Origin of the sequence: Streptomyces sp. NRRL B-1140, from assembly GCF_001280065.1 — a bacterium.
Taxonomy (GTDB): Bacteria; Actinomycetota; Actinomycetes; order Streptomycetales; family Streptomycetaceae; genus Streptomyces.
In genome coordinates, this window is record NZ_LGEA01000120.1 from 1 (window position 1) to 20,552 (window position 20,552).

At 71.6% G+C, this 20,552-nt stretch carries 16 protein-coding genes; 10 read left to right on the forward strand and 6 right to left on the reverse strand.

Going from position 1 to position 20,552, the window contains the following annotated elements; all coding sequences use genetic code 11:
* Window positions 1-94: 94 nt before the first annotated feature.
* Window positions 95-1,144 (reverse strand): LacI family DNA-binding transcriptional regulator, encoded by a 1,050-nt coding sequence (locus ADK65_RS29365; protein ID WP_053674018.1) that lies wholly within the window; start codon window positions 1,142-1,144, stop codon window positions 95-97.
* A 333-nt stretch (window positions 1,145-1,477) separates the two neighbouring features.
* Between ADK65_RS29365 and ADK65_RS29370 the strand changes: the two genes are divergently transcribed.
* The 4 genes from ADK65_RS29370 (at window position 1,478) to ADK65_RS29385 (ending at window position 6,084) form a co-directional block, all read left to right on the forward strand.
* Complete coding sequence (locus ADK65_RS29370) at window positions 1,478-2,629, forward strand: Gfo/Idh/MocA family protein (protein ID WP_053674019.1); 1,152 nt, start codon at window positions 1,478-1,480, stop codon at window positions 2,627-2,629.
* Entirely contained in the window at window positions 2,626-3,780 is a 1,155-nt protein-coding gene (locus ADK65_RS29375) for a dihydrodipicolinate synthase family protein (protein WP_053674020.1), read from the forward strand. Before ADK65_RS29370 ends, ADK65_RS29375 begins: the two co-directional genes overlap by 4 nt.
* 32 nt (window positions 3,781-3,812) lie before the next feature.
* Window positions 3,813-4,610 (forward strand): sugar phosphate isomerase/epimerase family protein, encoded by a 798-nt coding sequence (locus ADK65_RS29380; protein ID WP_053674039.1) that lies wholly within the window; start codon window positions 3,813-3,815, stop codon window positions 4,608-4,610.
* Window positions 4,611-4,899: 289 nt separating this feature from the next.
* Complete coding sequence (locus ADK65_RS29385) at window positions 4,900-6,084, forward strand: hypothetical protein (RefSeq protein WP_053674021.1); 1,185 nt, start codon at window positions 4,900-4,902, stop codon at window positions 6,082-6,084.
* Here the strand turns inward: ADK65_RS29385 and ADK65_RS29390 are convergent.
* Window positions 6,050-6,979 (reverse strand): EamA family transporter, encoded by a 930-nt coding sequence (locus tag ADK65_RS29390; RefSeq protein ID WP_053674022.1) that lies wholly within the window; start codon window positions 6,977-6,979, stop codon window positions 6,050-6,052. The two genes, ADK65_RS29385 and ADK65_RS29390, sit on opposite strands and share 35 nt — an antisense overlap.
* A gap of 113 nt (window positions 6,980-7,092) precedes the next feature.
* Here ADK65_RS29390 and ADK65_RS29395 point away from each other — a divergent pair, with 113 nt between their 5' ends.
* The 3 genes from ADK65_RS29395 (at window position 7,093) to ADK65_RS29405 (ending at window position 10,946) form a co-directional block, all read left to right on the forward strand.
* Window positions 7,093-8,010: a LysR family transcriptional regulator gene (locus ADK65_RS29395; protein WP_053674023.1), complete on the forward strand. Its 918-nt coding sequence runs from the start codon at window positions 7,093-7,095 to the stop codon at window positions 8,008-8,010.
* Between the two features lie 333 nt (window positions 8,011-8,343).
* Window positions 8,344-10,176 (forward strand): glycoside hydrolase family 3 protein, encoded by a 1,833-nt coding sequence (locus ADK65_RS29400; RefSeq protein WP_053674024.1) that lies wholly within the window; start codon window positions 8,344-8,346, stop codon window positions 10,174-10,176.
* Window positions 10,177-10,289: 113 nt separating this feature from the next.
* Entirely contained in the window at window positions 10,290-10,946 is a 657-nt protein-coding gene (locus ADK65_RS29405) for a hypothetical protein (RefSeq protein ID WP_053674025.1), read from the forward strand.
* Window positions 10,947-10,975: 29 nt separating this feature from the next.
* Here the strand turns inward: ADK65_RS29405 and ADK65_RS29410 are convergent, their stop codons facing one another.
* The 4 genes from ADK65_RS29410 to ADK65_RS29425 form a co-directional block, all read right to left on the reverse strand.
* Entirely contained in the window at window positions 10,976-12,412 is a 1,437-nt protein-coding gene (locus tag ADK65_RS29410) for a S28 family serine protease (RefSeq protein ID WP_053674026.1), read from the reverse strand.
* A gap of 114 nt (window positions 12,413-12,526) precedes the next feature.
* The gene (locus ADK65_RS29415) at window positions 12,527-12,919 is read right to left on the reverse strand and encodes a hypothetical protein (RefSeq protein ID WP_053674027.1); all 393 of its coding nucleotides are present in this window, start codon (window positions 12,917-12,919) and stop codon (window positions 12,527-12,529) included.
* 142 nt (window positions 12,920-13,061) lie between these two features.
* Window positions 13,062-16,781, reverse strand: a complete 3,720-nt coding sequence (locus ADK65_RS29420; protein ID WP_078956203.1) for an ABC transporter ATP-binding protein — start codon at window positions 16,779-16,781, stop codon at window positions 13,062-13,064.
* Between the two features lie 135 nt (window positions 16,782-16,916).
* On the reverse strand, window positions 16,917-17,768 hold the full coding sequence (locus ADK65_RS29425; RefSeq protein WP_053674028.1) for a serine hydrolase: 852 nt from the start codon (window positions 17,766-17,768) through the stop codon (window positions 16,917-16,919).
* Window positions 17,769-18,165: 397 nt separating this feature from the next.
* On the opposite strand from ADK65_RS29425, the gene ADK65_RS29430 reads away from it, so the two are divergent.
* From ADK65_RS29430 to ADK65_RS29440, 3 genes are all read left to right on the forward strand, one after another.
* Entirely contained in the window at window positions 18,166-18,786 is a 621-nt protein-coding gene (locus ADK65_RS29430) for a DUF7691 family protein (RefSeq protein ID WP_053674029.1), read from the forward strand.
* Between the two features lie 178 nt (window positions 18,787-18,964).
* A complete protein-coding gene (locus tag ADK65_RS29435; RefSeq protein ID WP_053674030.1) occupies window positions 18,965-19,570 on the forward strand; it encodes a hypothetical protein in 606 nt (201 codons plus the stop codon).
* Between the two features lie 154 nt (window positions 19,571-19,724).
* Complete coding sequence (locus ADK65_RS29440) at window positions 19,725-20,531, forward strand: endonuclease I family protein (protein ID WP_053674031.1); 807 nt, start codon at window positions 19,725-19,727, stop codon at window positions 20,529-20,531.
* Window positions 20,532-20,552 lie beyond the last annotated feature (21 nt).

A 20,552-nucleotide genomic window follows, 5' to 3' on the forward strand; every position in this document is an offset into this window, starting at 1 on the left:
ACTTCCTCCACGTCTACAACTACCATCGCTGCCACACCGCACTCGGAGGCCAGCCACCGATCAGCCGTGTGAACAACGCTCCAGGTCAATACACCTAGGAAACCCGCGGCACCCCGGAGGACCCCCGCACCATCAGCTCCCCCCGCACCGAGGCGATCCCCCCGGGCGGTGCCTCCTCGCGCCCCATCGCGATCCGCCCGGCGCGGGCCCCGGCCTCGGCCAGCGGCAGCCGCACGGTCGTCAGCGAAGGCACCGCGTCGATGCTGAACGGCAGGTCGTCGAAGCCCGCCACCGACACGTCCTCCGGGATCCGCAGCCCCGAGTCCCGCAGCGCGGCGCACGCGCCCAGTGCCACGGAGTCGTTCGCCGCGACGACCGCCGTCAGTGACGGGTCACGCCGCATCAGCTCCAGCGTGGCCTCGTAGCCGGACCGCCGGTCGTAGCGCCCGTGCACCGTCCAGCGCGGGTCCTCCTCGATGCCGTGCGCGGCCAGCGCGGCCCGGTGCCCCTCCAGCCGGTGCCGTGTGGTCGTCCGCTCCTCCGGGCCCGCGATGTAGCCGAGCCGCCGGTGCCCGAGCCCGATGAGGTGCTCGGTCAGCTCCTGGCCGCCGCCGCGGTTGTCGAAGGTCAGCGCGATCGCCCCGGTGTCCGGCGCCTGCGGCCGTCCGCACAGCACGACCCGCGTCCCGGCCTCGGCCAGCTTGCGCACCTTCGCGTCCATGGCCGCCTTGTGCGGCGCGTCCTCAATCGCACCGCCGGTCAGCACCACGGCCGCCGCCCGCTGCCGCTGCAGCAGCGTGAGGTACGTCAGCTCCCGCTCGGGAGAGCCGCCCGTGTTGCAGACCACCGCGAGCCTCTCCCCGCCCGCCCGGCCGCCCGGACCGCCGATCTCGCCCTGGATCGCGCTCGCCATGATCCCGAAGAACGGGTCGGCGATGTCGTTCACCAGGATTCCGACCAGGTCGGAGGTGGCGGCGGCCAGGGCGCTCGCGGGCCCGTTGAGCACATAGTCCAGCTCGTCCACGGCCTTCAGCACCCGCTCGCGGGTGGAGGCCGCCACGGGGTAGTTCCCGTTCAGCACGCGCGACACCGTCGCGGGTGAGACCTGTGCGCGGGCCGCCACATCCGCCAGGGTCACCGTCATCTCGTCGTCCTCCGGTCGCGCATCTCGTCTCCGCCCTCCTACACACCCAGACCACTGGCCATGGTTCCGAGCGGAACAGCAGGTAGACCCCCGCTGCCTCGACGAACCCATGGCCATGGTTCCGAGCAGACCTTAAGCCCCCGACCCCCTGTTGTTCGCCCCCTCGAACAACTCGTCCTGGTCACGGTCTTGTCCGGACCGCGGTTCAGAGGCTAGCTTCTCCCTGTATAGAAAGCGCTTGCTGCATCGCTCACCAGTCCACGGCCGACTCGACGGGACGCCTGTGAAAGGTGGGGCGTACGCGGCGCGACGACCGCGTACGAAGGGAACGACGTGACACGCAAGACGGTGCGTATCGCCATGAACGGCGTGACCGGGCGCATGGGCTACCGCCAGCACCTGGTCCGCTCCATCCTCGCCCTCCGCGAGCAGGGCGGCCTCGACCTCGGCGACGGCACCGTGCTGTGGCCCGAGCCGATCCTGGTCGGCCGCCGCGAGCACGCGCTGAAGGCGCTGGCCGAGCAGCACGGGCTGGAGCACGTCTCCACGGACGTGGACGCGGTCCTCGCCGACGAGACGGTCGACATCTACTTCGACGCGCAGGTCACCTCCGCCCGCGAGTCCGCCCTGAAGAAGGCCATCGCGGCCGGCAAGCACATCTACACCGAGAAGCCGACCGCCACCGGCCTCGACGGCGCCCTGGAGCTCGCCCGGCTGGCGAACGAGGCCGGCATCAAGCACGGCGTCGTCCAGGACAAGCTCTTCCTCCCGGGCCTGCTGAAGCTGAAGCGTCTCATCGACGGCGGCTTCTTCGGCCGGATCCTCTCGATCCGCGGCGAGTTCGGCTACTGGGTCTTCGAGGGCGACTGGCAGACCGCCCAGCGCCCCTCCTGGAACTACCGCGCCGAAGACGGCGGCGGCATCGTCGTCGACATGTTCCCGCACTGGGAGTACGTGCTGCACGAGCTGTTCGGCCGGGTGAAGTCCGTCCAGGCGCTCACCGCCACGCACATCCCGCAGCGCTGGGACGAGAACGACAAGCCCTACGACGCCACGGCCGACGACGCCGCCTACGGCGTCTTCGAGCTGGAGGGCGGCGCCATCGCCCAGATCAACTCCTCCTGGGCCGTCCGCGTCAACCGCGACGAACTGGTGGAGTTCCAGGTCGACGGCACCGAGGGCTCCGCGGTGGCGGGCCTGCGCAACTGCCGCGTCCAGCACCGCAGCGCCACCCCCAAGCCGGTCTGGAACCCGGACATCCCCGCCACGGAGGTCTTCCGCGACCAGTGGCAGGAGGTCCCGGACAACACCGAGTTCGACAACGGCTTCAAGGCCCAGTGGGAGCTGTTCCTCAAGCACGTCTACGCCGACGCCCCCTACCACTGGGACCTGCTGGCCGGTGCCCGCGGTGTGCAGCTGGCCGAGCTGGGCCTGAAGTCCTCGGCCGAGGGCCGCCGCCTCGACGTCCCGGAGATCTCGCTGTGACGATCCGACTCCCCGGCCCCGCAGGGGCGCTGCGGACCTACGAGCCGCGCACCGAGCCCCTGGCGGTGACGCCCGGCACGCCCTTCACCTCCCGCACGGTCTTCTCGGCCGCGCATGTCGTGGCCGACCCGTTCGCGGACGTCTCCCCCGACTCGCCCGCCGCCGTCGACTGGGACCTGACCCTCGCCTTCCGCCGCCACCTGTGGTCGCACGGGCTGGGCGTCGCCGAGGCCATGGACACCGCCCAGCGCGGCATGGGCCTGGACTGGGCGGGCGCGGCCGAACTGATCCGCCGCAGCGCCGCCGAGGCCAAGGCGGTGGGCGGTCTGATCGCCTGCGGTGTCGGCACCGACCAGCTGACCGGCCCCGCGCCCCTCGCCGAGGTCCGCGCGGCCTACGAGGAGCAGCTCGCCCTCGTGGAGGAGTCCGGCGCGCAGGCCATCCTGATGGCCTCCCGGGCACTCGCGGCGGCGGCCTCCGGCCCCGAGGACTACCTGGAGGTCTACGGCCACCTGCTGCGCCAGGCCTCCGAGCCGGTGATCCTGCACTGGCTCGGCCCGATGTTCGACCCGGCGCTGGAGGGCTACTGGGGCTCGTCCGACCTGGACGCGGCGACGGACACGTTCCTGGAGGTGATCGCCGCCCACCCGGACAAGGTCGACGGCATCAAGGTCTCGCTCCTGGAGGCCCGGCGCGAGATCGACATCCGCCGCCGGCTCCCGCAGGGCGTGCGCTGCTACACCGGCGACGACTTCAACTACCCCGAGCTGATCGCGGGCGACGAGCAGGGCTTCAGTCACGCGCTGCTCGGCATCTTCGACCCGCTCGGCCCGCTGGCGGCCGAGGCGGTCCAGGTCCTGGACACGGGCGACAGGAAGGGCTTCCGCGAACTGCTGGACCCCACGGTCGAGCTCTCCCGCCACCTCTTCCAGGCCCCGACCCGCTTCTACAAGACGGGGGTCGTCTTCCTCGCCTGGCTCGCGGACCACCAGCCGCACTTCACGATGGTCGGCGGCCTGCAGTCGGCCCGCTCGCTGCCGCATCTGGCGAAGGCGTACGAACTGGCCGACGGACTCGGGCTGTTCCCCGACCCGAAGCTGGCGGAGGAACGGATGAAGACACTGCTGAGCGTGTACGGGGTGAACCAGTGAGCGGGTCGCTGGAGCGCTTCTCCATCAACCAGATGACGGTGAAGCAGCTGTCGTTGCCGGAACTGGCCGACGGCTGTAACCGGCTGGGCATCCGCAACGTGGGGCTCTGGCGCGAGCCGGTGCAGGCGCACGGCCTGGAGGCCACGGCCAAGCTGGTCCGGGACGCCGGGCTGACGGTGACGACACTGTGCCGGGGCGGCTTCTTCACGGCGATCGATCCGGCGGAGCGTGCCGAGGCCCTGGCGGACAACCGCCGTGCGATCGACGAGGCGGCGGCCCTGGGCACGGACACCCTGGTCCTGGTCTCGGGCGGTCTGCCCGCCGGCTCCAAGGACCTGCACGGCGCCCGGGAGCGCATCGCGGACGCCCTGGCGGAACTGGGCCCGTACGCGCAGCGGCACGGCGTCCGCCTGGCCATCGAGCCGCTGCACCCCATGTACGCCGCGGACCGCTGCGTGGTGTCGACCCTGGCGCAGGCCCTGGACATCGCCGAGCGTTTCCCGGCGGACCAGGTCGGTGTCACGGTGGACACGTACCACATCTGGTGGGACGACACCGCGCCCGCGCAGATCGCCCGGGCCGGTGCGGGCGGGCGCATCCACACCTTCCAGCTCGCCGACTGGACGACTCCTCTCCCGGAGGGCGTTCTCACCGGTCGCGGCCAGATCGGTGACGGGTCCATCGACATGCGGGAGTGGCAGGACCACGTCGAGGCGGCCGGTTACACCGGTGCCATCGAGGTGGAGCTGTTCAACGACGTCCTGTGGGCACGGGACGGCCAGGAGGTCCTGGCCGAGACGGCGAAGAGGTTCACCGAGCACACCCGCTGACCCGGCTCCCCGCCAGGCCGCCGCCCCGCCCCGCCGATCAGGGGGCGGGGCAGCGGAATGTCCGGGCCCGCCCGCCGGGTGGAACAGGGCGGCGAGTGCAGGGCACCACACAGCCGGGGTGCAGGGCGGCGGGTGCGGGGCACCACGCGGCCGGGGGTGCAGGGCGACGGGTGCCGGGGGGCCGCGCCGCTCCGGATGCAGCCGCTCCCCGGGCGTGACACGCTTTTCCCAAGGACTCGGCCGGTCGCAGTGCTCTTCCTTCCCCTCGCCCTGATTCGAAAGAGCAGCCATGGCTGACTTCCTCGTCAACACCACCAAGTCCGGCGACCAGCTCCAGCCCGCCGTCGACGCCCTGTTCGGCACGCAGTTCCTGGAGTTGTGGTCGGACGAGAGCGACTTCGTCATCAAGGGCCAGTTCCTCGGCGACGACGGCGACAAGCTGGGGGACGAGTTCGCGGTCAGTACGCAGCCGGCGGACGGACCGGGGGTGCGGCCGCTGTGGCCGTCCGTGCTGTCCGCGGGGATCAGCGGCCAGTTCGCCGTATGGCTGGAGACCCCGTTCGGCACGCCGGGCCCCAGCCCCTGCGTGAAACTCCAGCGGTTCACCGAGGGCCGGAAGTCCGGTCCCGCGATGCTGGTCACCGAGGACGCGGATCCGCAGGTCAGGCCGTGCCTCGCGTTCATGATCGACGGTGGTGTGCTGGTCACCTGGGCGAGCCGGCGGCCCGACCGGCGCATCCGCGCGCGGCGCTTCCACGCCGACGGCGGCCCGGCGACACCGGAGTTCACGGTCAGCACCACCGAGGGCTTCCACGAGAAGCCCGCCGCCTCGATCCTCACCAACGGCAATGTGGTCGTGGCCTGGTCGACGGACCCCTCGTCGGTCGGGGGCGGCCGACTCACCCTGCGGTTCTTCGACTTCGAGGGCAACCCGCTGGGCGGGGAGATCCAGCCGGACGTCGGCGGCTTCACCGGGGTCAACGCGATCACCCTGCTCGACAGCGGGCGCTTCGTCGTCGCGCACATCGAGGGCATCCAGCCCAGCGACCTGGGCAAACCGCAGACGACGGTGGCCGCGAGCATCTTCCAGCCGGACGGCACGGAGACCTTCGACATCACGGCCGGGAACCCCAGGGGTGTCACCCGGAGCTCCCCGGCCCTGTCCCGGCTGCCGAACGGACGCTTCCTGATGGCGTGGGTCGAGGAGAGCGCGGACACGCACGACACCGTGCCGACGGTGATGGCCAAGGTCTGCTCGGAGAGCCAGGGTTCACTAGGCGACCCGGTGCGGGTCAGCACGGCGGACCCCGGGCAGCGCTCCCACACCTGCGCCGCGACGGCCTTCGGCAACGGCCCCGAGAGCGTGCTGATCACCTGGGACGACGACAGCCACCTGGACGGCGACACGGGCTTCGGCGTACGGGCCCGCACGTTCCACGTCAGCCCGCCCGGGATGCTGGTCGAGGCGTCCTGACGACGGTCGCCGCCGGGTCCGCGGCAACCCCGAGTGTGGTGCGGCGCGGGGTCAGGGACGCCAGACCCACTCCGCCCACCAGCAGGGCCGCCGCGCACCACCGCAGCGGGCTCACCGGCTCGCCCAGGAACAGGAACGCCGACGACATGCCGAAGACCGGGACCAGGAGGGAGAACGGGGCCACCGTGGAGGCGGGGTGGTGGCGCAGGAGGAAACCCCACGCGCCGAAACCGAAGACGGTGGTGATCCAGGCGACGTAGAGGACGGTGCCGGCGCCCTGCCAGTCCAGGGCGCGCAGGGCCGCCAGGTCGCGTGCGGGGCCCTCCGTGAGGAGGGAGAGGGCCAGCAGGGGGAGGACCGGGACCGTGCTGACCCAGACCATGAAGTTCAGGGCGTCGGGCGGGGCCGCCTTGCGGGTGAGGACGTTCGACGCGCCCCAGCACGCCGCCGCCCCGACGACCAGGGCGAACGCGCCGAGCGGGCCGGAGGTGCCCTCGTCCACGGCCGCCACGGTGATGCCGGCCAGGGCGATCAGCATGCCCAGCAGACGGACGCGGGAGGGCCGTTCGCCCAGGGTCAGCGCCGCGACGGCCGCCGTGAACACGGCCTGGATCTGCAGGACCAGGGAGGACAGGCCGGCCGGCATGCCCGCGTCCATGCCGACGAAGAGCAGGCCGAACTTCGCCACGCCGAGGACCAGGCCGACCGCCACGATCCACTTCCAGGGCACCTTCGGGCGGCCCACGAGGAACACCGCCGGGAGCGCCGCCGCGAGGAAACGCAGGGCGGAGAAGAGCAGGGGCGGGAAGTGGTCCAGGCCGATCTCGATGACCGTGAAGTTGACGCCCCAGACGGCGGCGACCAGGACGGCGAGAGCGAGGTGTGACGGGCGCATGCCGTGAGCATCGCCCTGGACGACCGTGAAGCACCAGCGAGGATTGCTGCATGGTTGGATGAAGCATCGCTCAACGAACCATGAGTGGCCCGCTCAGCAAGGAAGGGACCCCCGTGCTCGACCTCCAGCGGCTGCGTGCCCTGCACGCCGTCTCCGTGCACGGCACCGTCGGCGCCGCCGCGCTCGCGCTCGGGTACACGCCCTCCGCGGTGTCCCAGCAGATCGCCAAGCTGGAGCGGGAGACCCGGACGGTTCTGCTGGAGCGGGAGGGGCGGGGTGTCCGGCTCACCGACGAGGCCCGGCAGCTGGTATCGGCCGCGCAGGAGTTGCTGGCCATCGTGGAGCGCGCCGAGACCGAGCTGGAGGAGCGGCGGGGCCGGCCTTCGGGGCGGCTGACCGTCGCCGCGTTCGCGTCGGCGGCACGCGGGCTGATGCCGGGCGTGCTGGCCGAGCTGGGCCGCCGGCATCCCGCCCTGGACGCCCGGCTCTCGGAGGTCGACCCGCACCTGTCCGTCGACCTGGTGGCGAAGGGGGCCGTCGACCTCGTCGTCGCGCACGACTGGGACATCGCGCCGCTGCCCGCCCCGCCGGGCCTGGAGCAGGCGGTCATCGGGAACGACCTGTGCGATCTGCTCGTCCCCGAGGGGCACCCGTTCGCCGGGCGGGCCGCCGTACGACGGGAGGAGCTGGGCGGGGAGCGGTGGATCTGCCAGCCGCCGGGGCGGGTCTGCCACGACTGGCTGCTGCGGACGCTGCGCGCGGCCGGGCACGAGCCGGACATCGTCCACCAGGCCGACGAGAATCCCACCCTCGTGGCCCTGGTCGCGGCCGGGCTCGGGGTCGCGCTGATCCCGCGGCTCGGGCGCGGGCCGCTGCCCGCCGGGGTGGTGGAGGTGCCGCTCGACCCGATGCCGGTGCGGCGGCTGTACGCGCTGTGGCGGACCGGGGCGGCCCGGCGTCCGGCCATCGTGGAAACCGTACGGGTGCTCGGTGAGCAGTGGCCGGAAGTGGCGGCTCATCCGCCCCGTTGACCTCCTGCTTCCCCGTGCGTCCCGACTTGCGGAAATCCGGGCCGAGTCGGGAACCCGGGGCGGACCGGCCCCGTCCAATCGCAGGCCTCCGGAGAGTCACCACGGTGCGGTGTCGGCCCTCGCCACTGGCTGCGATCGCTGACCACCCTCTCCGCCGTACCGCGGCCGGCGGCACCCGCCGCCATCGGCGCGCCCCCCTCCAACCGCGCCGGTGGCGGCCCCTTCCCCGGCCGCTGCGCGTTGTCTTGACTGGCAGAAACTTCCCGGATATTCGTGACCTCTTGGAAGTTTCCTTCAGTGGATCCGAGCGGATCACCTCCGGAAGGAGCGCACGTGCACGACACCGGCACGGGAAGCACGGGAAACACCGCTCAGCCCTCCAGACGTACCGTCCTCGCCGCCACGGCCGGGGTCACCGCCGCCCTCGCGGCCCCCGGGCCCGCGCAGGCCGCCGCCCCGGACGACAGCCGACTGCACGCCCTCCTCTCCCGCATGACGCTTCAGGAGAAGGTCGGCCAGCTCTTCGTCATGCGGGTCTACGGCCACTCGGCCACCGTCCCCGACCAGGCCGACATCGACGCCAACCTCAAGGAGATCGGGGTCCGCACGGCGGCCGAGCTGGTGGCGAAGTACCGGGTCGGCGGCATCATCTACTTCACCTGGGCGCACAACACCCGCGACCCGCACCAGATCGCCGAGCTGTCCAACGGCATCCAGAAGGCCTCCCTGGAGCTGCCGCGCGGGCTGCCCGTGCTCATCTCCACCGACCAGGAGCACGGGATCGTCGCCCGGGTGGGCGTGCCCGCGACGCTGTTCCCGGGGGCCATGGCCGTGGGCGCGGGCGGGTCGCGCTCCGACGCCCGTACCCTCGGGCGGATCGCGGGCGCCGAGCTGCGGGCGATGGGCATCCGGCAGGACTACTCCCCCGTGGCCGACGTGAACGTCAACCCGGCCAACCCGGTCATCGGCGTACGGTCGTTCGGCGCCGATCCGCGGGCGGTGTCCGCGCTGGTGGCCGCCGAGGTCGCCGGGTACCAGGGGTCCGGGGTCGCCGCGACCGCCAAGCACTTCCCCGGGCACGGGGACACCAATGTCGACAGCCACACCGGCTTCCCCACCATCACGCACAGCCGGGAGCTGTGGGAGAAGCTCGACGCACCACCGTTCAAGGCGGCGATCGCCGCCGGTATCGACTCGATCATGACCGCGCACCTGATGGTCCCGGCCCTCGACGGCTCCGGCGACCCGGCCACCCTCTCCCGCCCGATCCTCACCGGCATCCTGCGCGAACGCCTCGGCTACGACGGGGTCGTGGTCACCGACTCCCTCGGCATGGAGGGCGTACGGACCAAGTACGGCGACGCCCGGGTGCCGGTGCTCGCGCTGAAGGCGGGCGTGGACCAGTTGCTCAACCCGCCCGACCTGGACCTCGCGTGGAACGCCGTCCTGACGGCCGTGCGCGAGGGCGAGCTCACGGAGGCCCGGCTCGACGCATCGATCCTGCGGGTGCTGCGGCTGAAGTCCAGGCTGGGACTGTTCCGTTCGCCGTACGTCGGCCACGGCGGTGTGGACCGGACCGTCGGGACCCGGGCGCATCGGGCCGCGGCCGACCGGATCGCCGAGCGGACCACCACGCTGCTCGTCAACGAGGGACGGCTGCTGCCCCTGTCGCGGCGCCGGTACCCCAAGGTGCTGGTCGTCGGCGCGGATCCGGCCTCGCCGTCGGGCACGACCGGCCCGCCCACGGGCGTGCTCGCGGGCGCGCTGAACGAACTGGGCTTCACCGCCACGGCCCTGTCCACCGGTACGGCCCCTTCGGCGGCCACCATCGCCGAGGCGGTCGCCGCGGCGCGGGAGGCGGACGCGGTGGTGGCCGCCACGTACAACGTCACCGCGGGCAGCAGCCAGAAGACGCTGGTGGACCAGCTCGTGGCGACCGGGAGGCCGGTCGCCGCGGTGGCGATCCGCAATCCGTACGACGTGGCCCGGCTGCCGTCCGTGCGGGCCTGTCTGGCCGCCTACTCCTGGACCGACGTCGAACTGCGGGCCGCCGCACAGGTGATCGCCGGGCGGGTGAGGCCGCGCGGGAAACTGCCGGTGCCGGTGCAACGGGCGGATGATCCGGAACAGGTGCTGTACCCCATCGGCTACGGACTGTCGTACTAGAGGTACGCCAAGAACCGTGCGCACCACCCCCAACGTGCGCAAACCGCCCTGTGTGCCTGGCGTGTGCCCGCTACGGCGCGTCACGCTGGGCGAGCACACTCGGGGGGACGGCGATGCGTCAGCGAAGTCTTGTGGGGGTGGTCTGCGGGCTCCTGGTCCTGATCGGAGCGCTGCTGACCGGCTGTCAGAGTCCGTCGGAAGGCGTGGCGGAGGACGGCCGGCTGGGAGGGCCGGGGACCGGCAGGGCCGCCACGGCGTCGCCGGTGCCGACCCGGCCCGCCGGGTACGGGGCGGTGTTCCTGGCGGTCGGCGAGTGCTCCTCGTTCGGTACGACGAGCTTCACCGAGGTGCCGTGCACCGGCGAGCGGGCGGCGGCCCGGGTCGCGGCGCGGCACGACGGCACGGTGCGGGACGGACCACGCTGCCCGCCGGACACCGACTTCGTGCTGCACATCAGCGAGCAGCGGCCCGCGTTCGACGAGGACGGCGACGGGGTGGTCCCGCAGGGCTACGCCTGTATGCGCAACCTCCAGCCGCCGCACCCGGGCGACCCGGGCGGCGGGGGCGGACCCCGCACGATCGTCGGTGACTGCGTCTACGACTCCGGCGAAGGGCAGGTGCGCGAGACCGCCTGCGACGGCACCGGCGAACGGCGGCCGCAGTACAAGGTGGTCCGGGCGGTCGCCGAGCGGGCCGACTGCCCCGGCCCGACCGCCCTGTACGTCCGGCTGGGCGGGAAGCGGCCCGTGGGATGCGCCCGGCCGCTGTGAGCGGCCGGGCGCTGCGGCACTCGGGTGCCTTACGGGCGCAGCGTCATCTCACGCTGCACGTCCCGCTTGTCGAGCTTGGCGTCGAACGTCGCCAGCGGCTTCGCCGCCTGCGGGTCGGCCTGCACCGCGCCGGGGGCGACACCGGCCCAGTCGAGGATGCGGGCGGTGGCGAGGGCCTTCTGCTCGGGCACGAGACCCGCGACGTTGGCGCCGTGGTTCATGCCGGGGGCGGTGAAGACGTAGGAGTCCTTCGCGCCCTTGCCGACGCGGAACGGCTCCGCGCCCCACGGGTCGTTCTGGCCGTAGACGAACAGCATGTGGCGGGCGTTGTGCCGGACCCAGGTGTCCACGTCGCGCATCGCCGACGGCTGGAACTTCATCGGGATGTCCCGGGGGACGAAGTTCCGCGGCGGCTGGTAGCCGTAGCGGATGTACCGCTTCTCGACGTGCGGGAAGTGGATGGTCGGCGCGCCGAGCTGGGTGCCGGCCTGGTAGTAGTACGGCGTGTAGGTGGTCAGGCCCTGGTCGGCGTAGGCGGAGAAGCCGGAGATGGTGTCGACGGAGTCCCAGATCGCGTCGTCGGTGGCGTTCTTCGCGTCGGCCGGGATCTGGTCGCAGTCGGACAGCAGGCTGTACTGCCAGAAGCCCCACACGTAGTCGAGGACGGTGGCCTCGTAGGCCTTGTCCAGGCTGCCGATGGTGGTGAAGGTGAGGCCGTTCTCCTCGGCGTAGGCCGCGTACTTCTTCTCCAGCGGCTCGCGGCGCACCAGCGCCTCGCGCTGCACGGCGTTCAGCCGGTCGCGGCACTCCTTGGTGCCGACGCGCGCGAAGAAGCGGTCGTAGGCCGAGTCCTCGTTGTTCACCACGTCGTTGGGGGCGACGTAGGCGACGACGCCGTCCATGTCCCGCGGGTAGAAGCGCTCGTAGTAGGTGGCGGTCATGCCGCCCTTGGAGCCGCCCGTGGAGATCCACTTCTTGGAGTAGATGCCCTTCAGCGCCTTGAAGACGCGGTGCTGGTCGCTGGCGGCCTGCCAGATGTCCAGCTTGGACCAGTCGGCCGGGGCGGGCCGGGACGGGGTGAAGAAGCGGTACTCCAGGGAGACCTGGTTGCCGTCCACGATCTGGGTGGGCTCGCTGCGGCGGGGCGTCGTGGAGACGTTGTAGCCGCTGGTGAAGAACACCGTCGGGCGCGAGACGTCCTTGTGCAGCAGGGTGATGCGCTGCTGGAACGTGCCCTTGGAGGGCTTCCTGTGGTCGACCGGCTGCGTGTAGTTCAGGACGAAGAAGCGGTAGCCGGTGTACGGCTTCTCCTCCACCAGGCTCATGCCCGGTATGGAGAGCAGTCTCTCCTTGATGTCGGTGGTGCTGTCGGTGCCGGCGGCGTCGGCGGCGGTGGCCGCTCCCGCCGTGCCCAGTGTGCCTATGAGCACCGTGAGCGCCAGCAGCCATCTGAGCGCCTTGCGCATGCGCACTCCCCTGTGAGACAGATGTGCGCCGGAAGCTAGCGGACCAACTCACCGGAGCACCAGGGGACATAGGGAAAACCCTGTGCGCGGGGGCGTGTTACGGGGGGCGCGGCGTCAGCAGAGGATCCAGCCGGAGCTGAACTTCCCTCTGCCGGCCCGGCCCTTGAGCCAGACGCAGCGGCGCCCGGCGTGCACGATCACCGGGCCCGCGTGGTGACCGTACTGGCCCAGGTCCACGACGGGCCGGTTGCCGCGCGCCTGCACGCTGACCGACATCGTGCGCTTGGCGCCCGGCCTCTTGGTGAGGGTGACGGCGCAGACGTAGCCGCCCCGTTTGTAGACGAGCACGGTCCCGGTGGCGAACGGCAGGGTGCGGACCTTGCGCCCGGGGCAGAGCGCGTAGGCCGCGGCCTGTGCCTCGCCCGGGGCCGCGACGGCGAGCAGCCCGGAGGCGGTCAGCACGGCCAGCCCGAGCGCGAGCCGCCGGCGTATCGCTCCACTGTGCACTGTCGTCCTCCCGTACCGCGTCCACCGCGACCATCGGCGTACGCCGGGGCGGAGTCCCCCGCGAACATCGGCGTACGCCTGTACGGACGCATGACGTATGTCGGACGGTTGCACGAGCGTGATGAGAACGCGCTCACCGCTCTCAGCGGGACGCGCCGACCGGCTCCTCCGGCTCCGCCGCGCCGATGAACGTCCGCCACAGCTCCGCGTACCGCCCGCCGCGCGCGAGCAGTTCCTCGTGCGTGCCGTCCTCGGCGACCCGGCCGTGGTCCATGACGACGACCCGGTCGGCGCGGGCGGCGGTGGTGAGGCGGTGGGCGACGACGAGGGTGGTGCGGCGGCCGGCGAGCCGGTCGGTGGCCTGGTTGACCTGGGCCTCCGTGGCCAGGTCCAGGGCGGCCGTGGCCTCGTCGAGCAGCAGCACGTCCGGGTCGACCAGCTCGGCGCGGGCCAGCGCGATCAGCTGGCGCTGACCGGCGGACAGATTGCGCCCGCGCTCGGCGACCTCGTGGAGGTAGCCGCCCTCCAGGGTGGCGATCATGTCGTGCGCGCCGACCGCGCGGGCCGCCGCCTCGACCTCGGCGTCGGTGGCGGCGGGACGGCCGTAGGCGATGGCGTCGCGGACGGTGCCCTGGAAGAGGTACGCCTCCTGCGGGACGACCCCCAGCCGGTGCCGGTACGAGGTGAGGTCCAGGTCCCGCAGGTCGGTGCCGTCGACGGTGACCCGGCCGCCGGTGGGGTCGTAGAAGCGGGCGACGAGCTTGACCAGGGTCGACTTGCCCGCGCCGGTCTCGCCGACGAAGGCGACGGTCTGCCCGGCCGGGATGCGCAGGTCGACCCCGCCGAGGGCCTCTTCGTCGGTCCCGTAGGCGAAGTGCACGTCCTCGAAGGCGATGTCGCCGCGCAGCGACAGCACCTCCAGGGGCGTGTCGGCGGACTTCGTCGACGTCGGCTCCCGGAGCAGCTCCTGGATGCGCCCCAGCGACACGGTCGCCTGCTGGTAGCCGTCGAAGACCTGGGAGAGCTGCTGCACGGGCGCGAAGAACAGGTCGATGTAGAGCAGGTACGCCACCAGCGAGCCGATGGCGAGGGTCCCGTCGTCGACCCGGGCCCCGCCCACGATCAGCACGGCCGCGGCGGCCACCGACGACAGGAACTGCACGAACGGGAAGTACACGGAGATCAGCCACTGGCCCCGGATGCGGGCCGCACGGTAGTCGGCACTGCGCTCGGTGAACCGCCGCCCGCCGTCCCGCTCGCGCCGGAATGCCTGCACGATCCGCAGCCCCGAGACCGACTCCTGGAGGTCGGCGTTGACCACCGACACGCGTTCGCGGGCCAGCTCGTAGGCCTTCACGCTCGCGCGGCGGAAGAAGAACGTGGCGATGATCAGCGGCGGCAGCGTCGCGAAGACGACCAGTGCGAGCTGCACGTCGATCACGAGCAGCGCGACCATGATCCCGAAGAACGTGACGACCGAGACGAAGGCCGTGACCAGGCCCGTCTGCAGGAACGTCGACAGCGCGTCGACGTCGGTCGTCATCCGGGTCATGATCCGGCCGGTCAGCTCGCGCTCGTAGTAGTCGAGCCCCAGGCGCTGGAGCTGGGCGAAGATCTTCAGCCGGAGCGAGTACAGGACGCGCTCGCCGGTGCGCCCGGTCATCCGGGTCTCGCCGATCTGGGCCGCCCACTGCACGACGACCGTCAGCAGCCCCAGCAGGGCCGCCGCCCACACGGCGCCGAGCGCGGCCTCGGTGACGCCCGAGTCGATGCCGTGCCGGATCAGCACCGGCAGCAGCAGGCCCATCCCGGCGTCGGTGGCGACCAGGGCGAGACTGATCAGCAGCGGCAGTCCGAAGCCGCGCAGCAGCCGGCGCAGGCCGTAGGAGTCCTCCGGCTGGACGGCCTTCGCCTCGTCGACGTCGGGGACGTCGGTGGCCGGGGGCAGCGCCTCGACCTGGGCGAGCAGCTCGGGGGTGGCGGGGCTCTCCGCGAGGGCGGTGTCCTTGCGCTCGCGGTCGCCGGTCCACAGCCTGGGGGTGACCCCGCGCTCGGCGTCGAACTCGGCGTCCAGCTCGTCCCGGACGGAGGTGTCCTCCTGCGGGCAGGCCGGCTGGGTGTGGCCGGGGGAGACCGCGCCCAGCTCGTCGGGGTCGGTGAGCAGGCGCCGGTAGAGGGCGGACCGCTCCTGGAGTTCCTCGTGGGTGCCGATGTCAGCCAGGCGGCCGCCGTCCAGGACGGCGATGCGGTCGGCGAGGTTCAGGGTGGAGCGGCGGTGGGCGATCAGCAGGGTGGTGCGGCCCCGCATGACGCCCTTCAGGGCCTCGTGGATCTCGTGCTCGACCCGCGCGTCCACGGCGGAGGTGGCGTCGTCCAGGACCAGCAGGCGCGGGTCGCTGAGGATGGCGCGGGCGAGGGCGACGCGCTGGCGCTGGCCGCCGGAGAGGGTGAGGCCGTGCTCGCCGACGGTGGTGTCGTAGCCCTCGGGCAGCTCGGTGATGAAACGGTCCGCCTGGGCGGCGCGGGCGGCCTTCTCGATCTCCTCGAAGGTGGCGTCCGGGCGGCCGTAGGCGATGTTGTTGCGGACCGTGTCGGAGAAGAGGAACGAGTCCTCCGGGACCAGGCCGATCGCCGCCCGCAGGGACTGAAGGGACAGCTCGCGCACGTCGTGGCCGCCGACCAGGACGGCCCCGCGGCTGACGTCGTAGAAGCGCGGCAGCAGCAGGGAGACGGTGGATTTGCCGGAGCCGGAGGAACCGACGACGGCAAGCGTCTCGCCCGGGCGGATCTCGAAGCTCAGCCCGTCGAGGACCGGGCGGTCGGCGTCGTAGCCGAAGGAGACGTCGTCGAACTCGACCGTCGCGGGGGCGTCGGCGGGCAGGTCCTTGTGGCCGTCCTCGATCGACGGCTCGGTGTCGATCAGCTCCAGGACGCGCTCGGTGCCGGCCCGGGCCTGCTGGCCGACGGTGAGCACCACCGCGAGCATGCGGACCGGGCCGACCAGCTGGGCGAGATAGGTGGAGAAGGCGACGAACGTGCCGAGCGTGATGTGCCCGCGCACCGCCAGCCAGCCGCCGAGGGCCAGCATCGCGACCTGGCCGAGCGCGGGGACGGCCTGCAGGGCCGGGGTGTAGACCGAATTCAGGCGGATGGTGCGCAGCCGTCCCGCGAACAGCCGTCGGCCGACCTCGCGGAGCTTGCCGGTCTCCTGCTCCTCCTGCCCGAAGCCCTTCACCACGCGTACGCCGCTGACGGCACCGTCGACCACGCCCGCGACGGCGGCGGCCTGGGCCTGGGCGTACCAGGTGGAGGGGTGCAGCCGGGTGCGGCTGCGCTTGGCGATCCACCACAGGGCGGGGGCGACGGCCAGGGCGACCAGGGTGAGCGGCACGGACAGCCACGCCATGATCGCCAGGGAGAGCAGGAAGAGCATGAAGTTCCCGATGGTCATCGGGAGCATGAAGAGCAGGCCCTGGATCAGCTGGAGGTCGCTGGTGGCGCGGCCGACGACCTGGCCGGTGGACAGCTCGTCCTGGCGGCGCCCGTCGAGCCGGGTGATCGTGCCGTACATCTCGGTCCGCAGGTCGTGCTGGACGTCGAGGGCGAGGCGGCCGCCGTAGTAGCGGCGGATGTAGGTGAGGACGTAGACGACCAGGGCGGCGGCGATCAGGAGGCCGGCCCAGGTGGTCATGTCCCTGGTGTGGTCGCTGATGACGTCGTCGATGATCACCTTGGTGATCAGGGGGACGAGCGCCATGACGGCCATGCCGGCCAGTGAGGAACCGAGGGCGAGTACGACGTCCTTCGGGTGGCGCCACGCGTAGGCCCACAGTCGTCGCGCCCATCCCCGTTGCGGTGTCACGCCGATACCTTCCAGTCGTCCTGCTCTGCCGGAAGGCACCAACGCGATCGGGAGCCGTTTTCATCCCGCCGTAACAGTTTCGATTCCTGTTCGAGCACGGACGGACGGCAGGGTGAGGGGCCGGCCGGACCCCGGTCAGCTCGCCGCCAGGTCCTTGTGGATGACCTTGGCGACGGCCTGGATGGTGGCGATGCCGTAGTTCATCGTGCTGTTGCCGTGGGTCAGCACCGTCATCACGTAGTCGTGGCCGCCGCCCTTGAACGCGCCGACGCTGTGCACCCGCCACCCGTTGGTGGAGCGCTGCAGCCAGCCGTTCTTGACGGCCACCGTGACGCCCGAGGGCACTCCGTACGGGGTGCCCCAGCGCTGGGACGACACGACCTGGCCCATCAGCTTGATGATGTAGGCCCGGGAGTTGTCGCTCAGGACCGCGTTCTTGGCGGTGAGGAGCTTCAGCAGCTTCTGCTCGTCGGTGACGGTGATCTGGGTCAGGCCCCAGTAGCCGTTGGCGCCGGGCTTGGTCTGCGTCATGCCGGCGGCCGCGAGGAAGTTCTTGATCTTCGTCATGCCGAGCTGTTTCCACAGGGTGGAGGTCGCCTCGTTGTCCGACTTGGTGATCATCGCCTTGGCGAGGCTGTTCTCGCGGTCGGTGAGGTACCGGTTCGATTTCTTCGCGTCCCACAGCAGCGTGGCGAGGACGGTGACCTTGACGACGCTGGCCGAGTCGTAGGCGGAGCTCGCGCGCAGGGTGCAGGTGGTGTTGGTGCTGCGGTCGTAGAGGCCGACGGCGACCGTGCCCTTGCGGGTGGCCAGCGCGGCGGTGATGTCCTTCTTCAGCTTGGTGGCCAGCCCGGCCTTGGCCGATGTGCAGCTCACGGCCGGAGGGGCTGCGGAGGCGGGCGTGGCGGCGGCTGTGAGCGGCACGAGCACGCCGGTACCCACGGCCGCTGCCAGCACTCGCGCACGGCGGGATATCCCAGAAGTCATGCACCCCTTGACTCGCGGAGGTGGTCGAAAGGTTGCATGGACAGCGAGAGCTTGTACGAGTCGTTATCCGGAGCCGCCCGGCTTCACGGGCGGCGCACGGCTTCGCCACATCACACTCGCACCGCGGCTCCGGCCACGCGGCGGTGCCCTCGGCCGCCGCACCCCGGCCGACCTCCGCCGGAGTTCCGGCCGGCCCCGGCCGAAAACGCCGTCCTGAAGGCGAGTTGACTCCGCGTCGCTCACGGTCCTCGCCGTGGCTGCCGCGACGCTCGGCTCCTCGTCCGATCCGCCATAACCCCGCATGATCGAACGGCCCCCGACTTATCGGTCGGCGCCGCCCCCGCGTCCCCGATCATGGTCCCCGGTGTCCGGCGGACGGGTGAAGGGAAACGCAGCGGTGGGCTACTGCCTGGAGATGAGCACCGGCGACATGAGAACGGTGGTGCGGCTGCTCACGGCGGTGGAGCGGACCGAGCAGCAGGAGCGCACGCTCGCCCGGGTGCGCACGGAGTGCGAGCGGACCGACGCCCGCTTCCGGGAGCAGGGCATCGACCTGGCCGTCTCCATCAGCCGGGCCCTGGACGAGCTGATCGACGGCACCCCGAGCACCGACCTCTGTCCGGCCTACAGCTACGCCTTCTACCAGACCGTCGCGGCGCACTTCTCCGACCCGGCCGACCTCGGCACCTGGCGCCGGCCGGCCTGGTTCCACGCCATGGACGACGAACTGGCCCGGCACGGCGTACCGTCCGACCTGCTCCCGGGCGCCTTCCTGTTCAGCGGCCCGCCGCTGCGGCTGCCGCACCCCGGCGACGCGGTGCCGGCGATCGGCACCCTGCCGGTGCCGCGGGCCGCCGCCCTGGCCGACGCCTACGCGCGCGTGCTGGACCGCCTCGACCCCGAATTCCGGGGCCCGGCACGCCGGTTCGCCGATGCCCTGCGCTTCGAGGCGCGTGAGTGGGAGAGCGCCCGGCAGCTCCGGACGAATCCCGACACCCTGCTCTTCTGGCTCCACTGACCTCTGCCGGAACTCTTGACGCCCTTCTTCCCGCCGGGATACTTGCGGTCGACAGCGCGCCAACTGCCATGTGATTTCAGGGCTTTGACTGAACGGCGGCGCCGCTTGTCCGAGATCCCGAACGTCGTACGAGGTTTCGCAGGCTTCGTGACGACCACCCCCACTGGAGGATCCGCACATGAGTCCACGCAAGGTACTGGTGGCCGCCCTCACCGCGGCCCTGCTGACCGGCCCCGGCGTCGTCGCGCAGGCCGCGACCCCCCAGGCCCCGCCTGCCCCTGCCCGGGAACGTACGGCTGCGGCCACCATCACGTGGTCCCTGGTCCGTGCGAACAACCCCACCGAGGACCAGCGCTCGGCCTACGACCTGATCACGAAGGCCATGAACGCGGCGGTGGCCCGGTACAACAACCTCAGCGACCTGGGCAAAACCCTCACCGTCCGCTACGAACCGGGCGTCCCCACCGCCGACGGCAACCTCAACGGCACGATCCGCTTCGGCGGCAACCGCAGCTACATGAACGAGCGGACGGCCCTGCACGAGATCGCCCACACCATCGGCGTGGGGCTGAGCGCGGGCTGGTCCCGCCTCGGCGGCAGCGGCACCTGGACCGGCGGCCAGGCCACCGCTCTGGTCAAGCAGTACGACGGCTCGGGCGCCAAGATCTCCACGGGCGGCGGCCACTTCTGGCCCTACGGCCTGAACTACGACAACGAGTGGTCGGGCACGGCGGCCGACCGCCACGTCCGCATCGTCGCCGCGATGGTCCGCGACGGCCTGTAGTCCGCCGGGCCCTCGCTCGGCAACTCGTGTAGAACACGCCCGACTTGCCGGTTTCCGTCATCTGATTGCCATGTCGGATTCATTTACACGGCCGCATGTCCATGTCACTCTCCCGATTGCCGCCTCCGATCAACCCGCGTAGATGGGACCCCACATGCCGGCGACAACACGGATACGCAGATGGAAGCCCCTGGCTCTGGCCACGGCCGCCGCCCTGGCCGGCCTCACCGCCTCCACCCTGGCCGCTCCCCCGGCCGCCGCCACGACGACCGCGTACGACACGACGTACTACAAGAACGCGGTCGGCAAGACGGGCACCAGCCTCAAGTCCTCCCTGCACACCATCATCAGCAGCCAGACGAAGATCTCGTACTCCGCGGTCTGGAACGCCCTCAAGGTCACCGACCAGGACCCGAACAACAGCAACAACGTGATCCTGCTGTACAGCGGTGTCTCACGCAGCAAGTCCCTCAACGGCGGCGACCTCGGCGACTGGAACCGCGAGCACACGTGGGCCAAGTCCCACGGCGACTTCGGCGAGGTGACCGGCCCCGGCACCGACCTGCACCACCTGCGCCCCGCGGACGTGCAGGTCAACAGCATCCGCGGCAACAAGGACTTCGACAACGGCGGCAGCACGGTCAGCGGCGGGGGCGGCAGCCTCACGGACTCCGACTCCTTCGAACCGCGCGACGCCGACAAGGGCGACGTGGCCCGCATGATCCTGTACATGGCCGTGCGCTACGACGGCGGCGACGGCTTCGCCGACCTCGAGCCGAACGAGAAGGTCGACAACGGCAGCGCCCCCTACATGGGCAAGCTCTCCGTCCTCAAGCAGTGGAACGAGCAGGACCCGCCGAGCGCCTTCGAGGAGAAGCGCAACCAGGCCATCTACGACACCTACCAGCACAACCGCAACCCGTTCATCGACCACCCGGAGTGGGTCGAGGCGATCTGGTAGCGATCACTGTGACTGAACTCC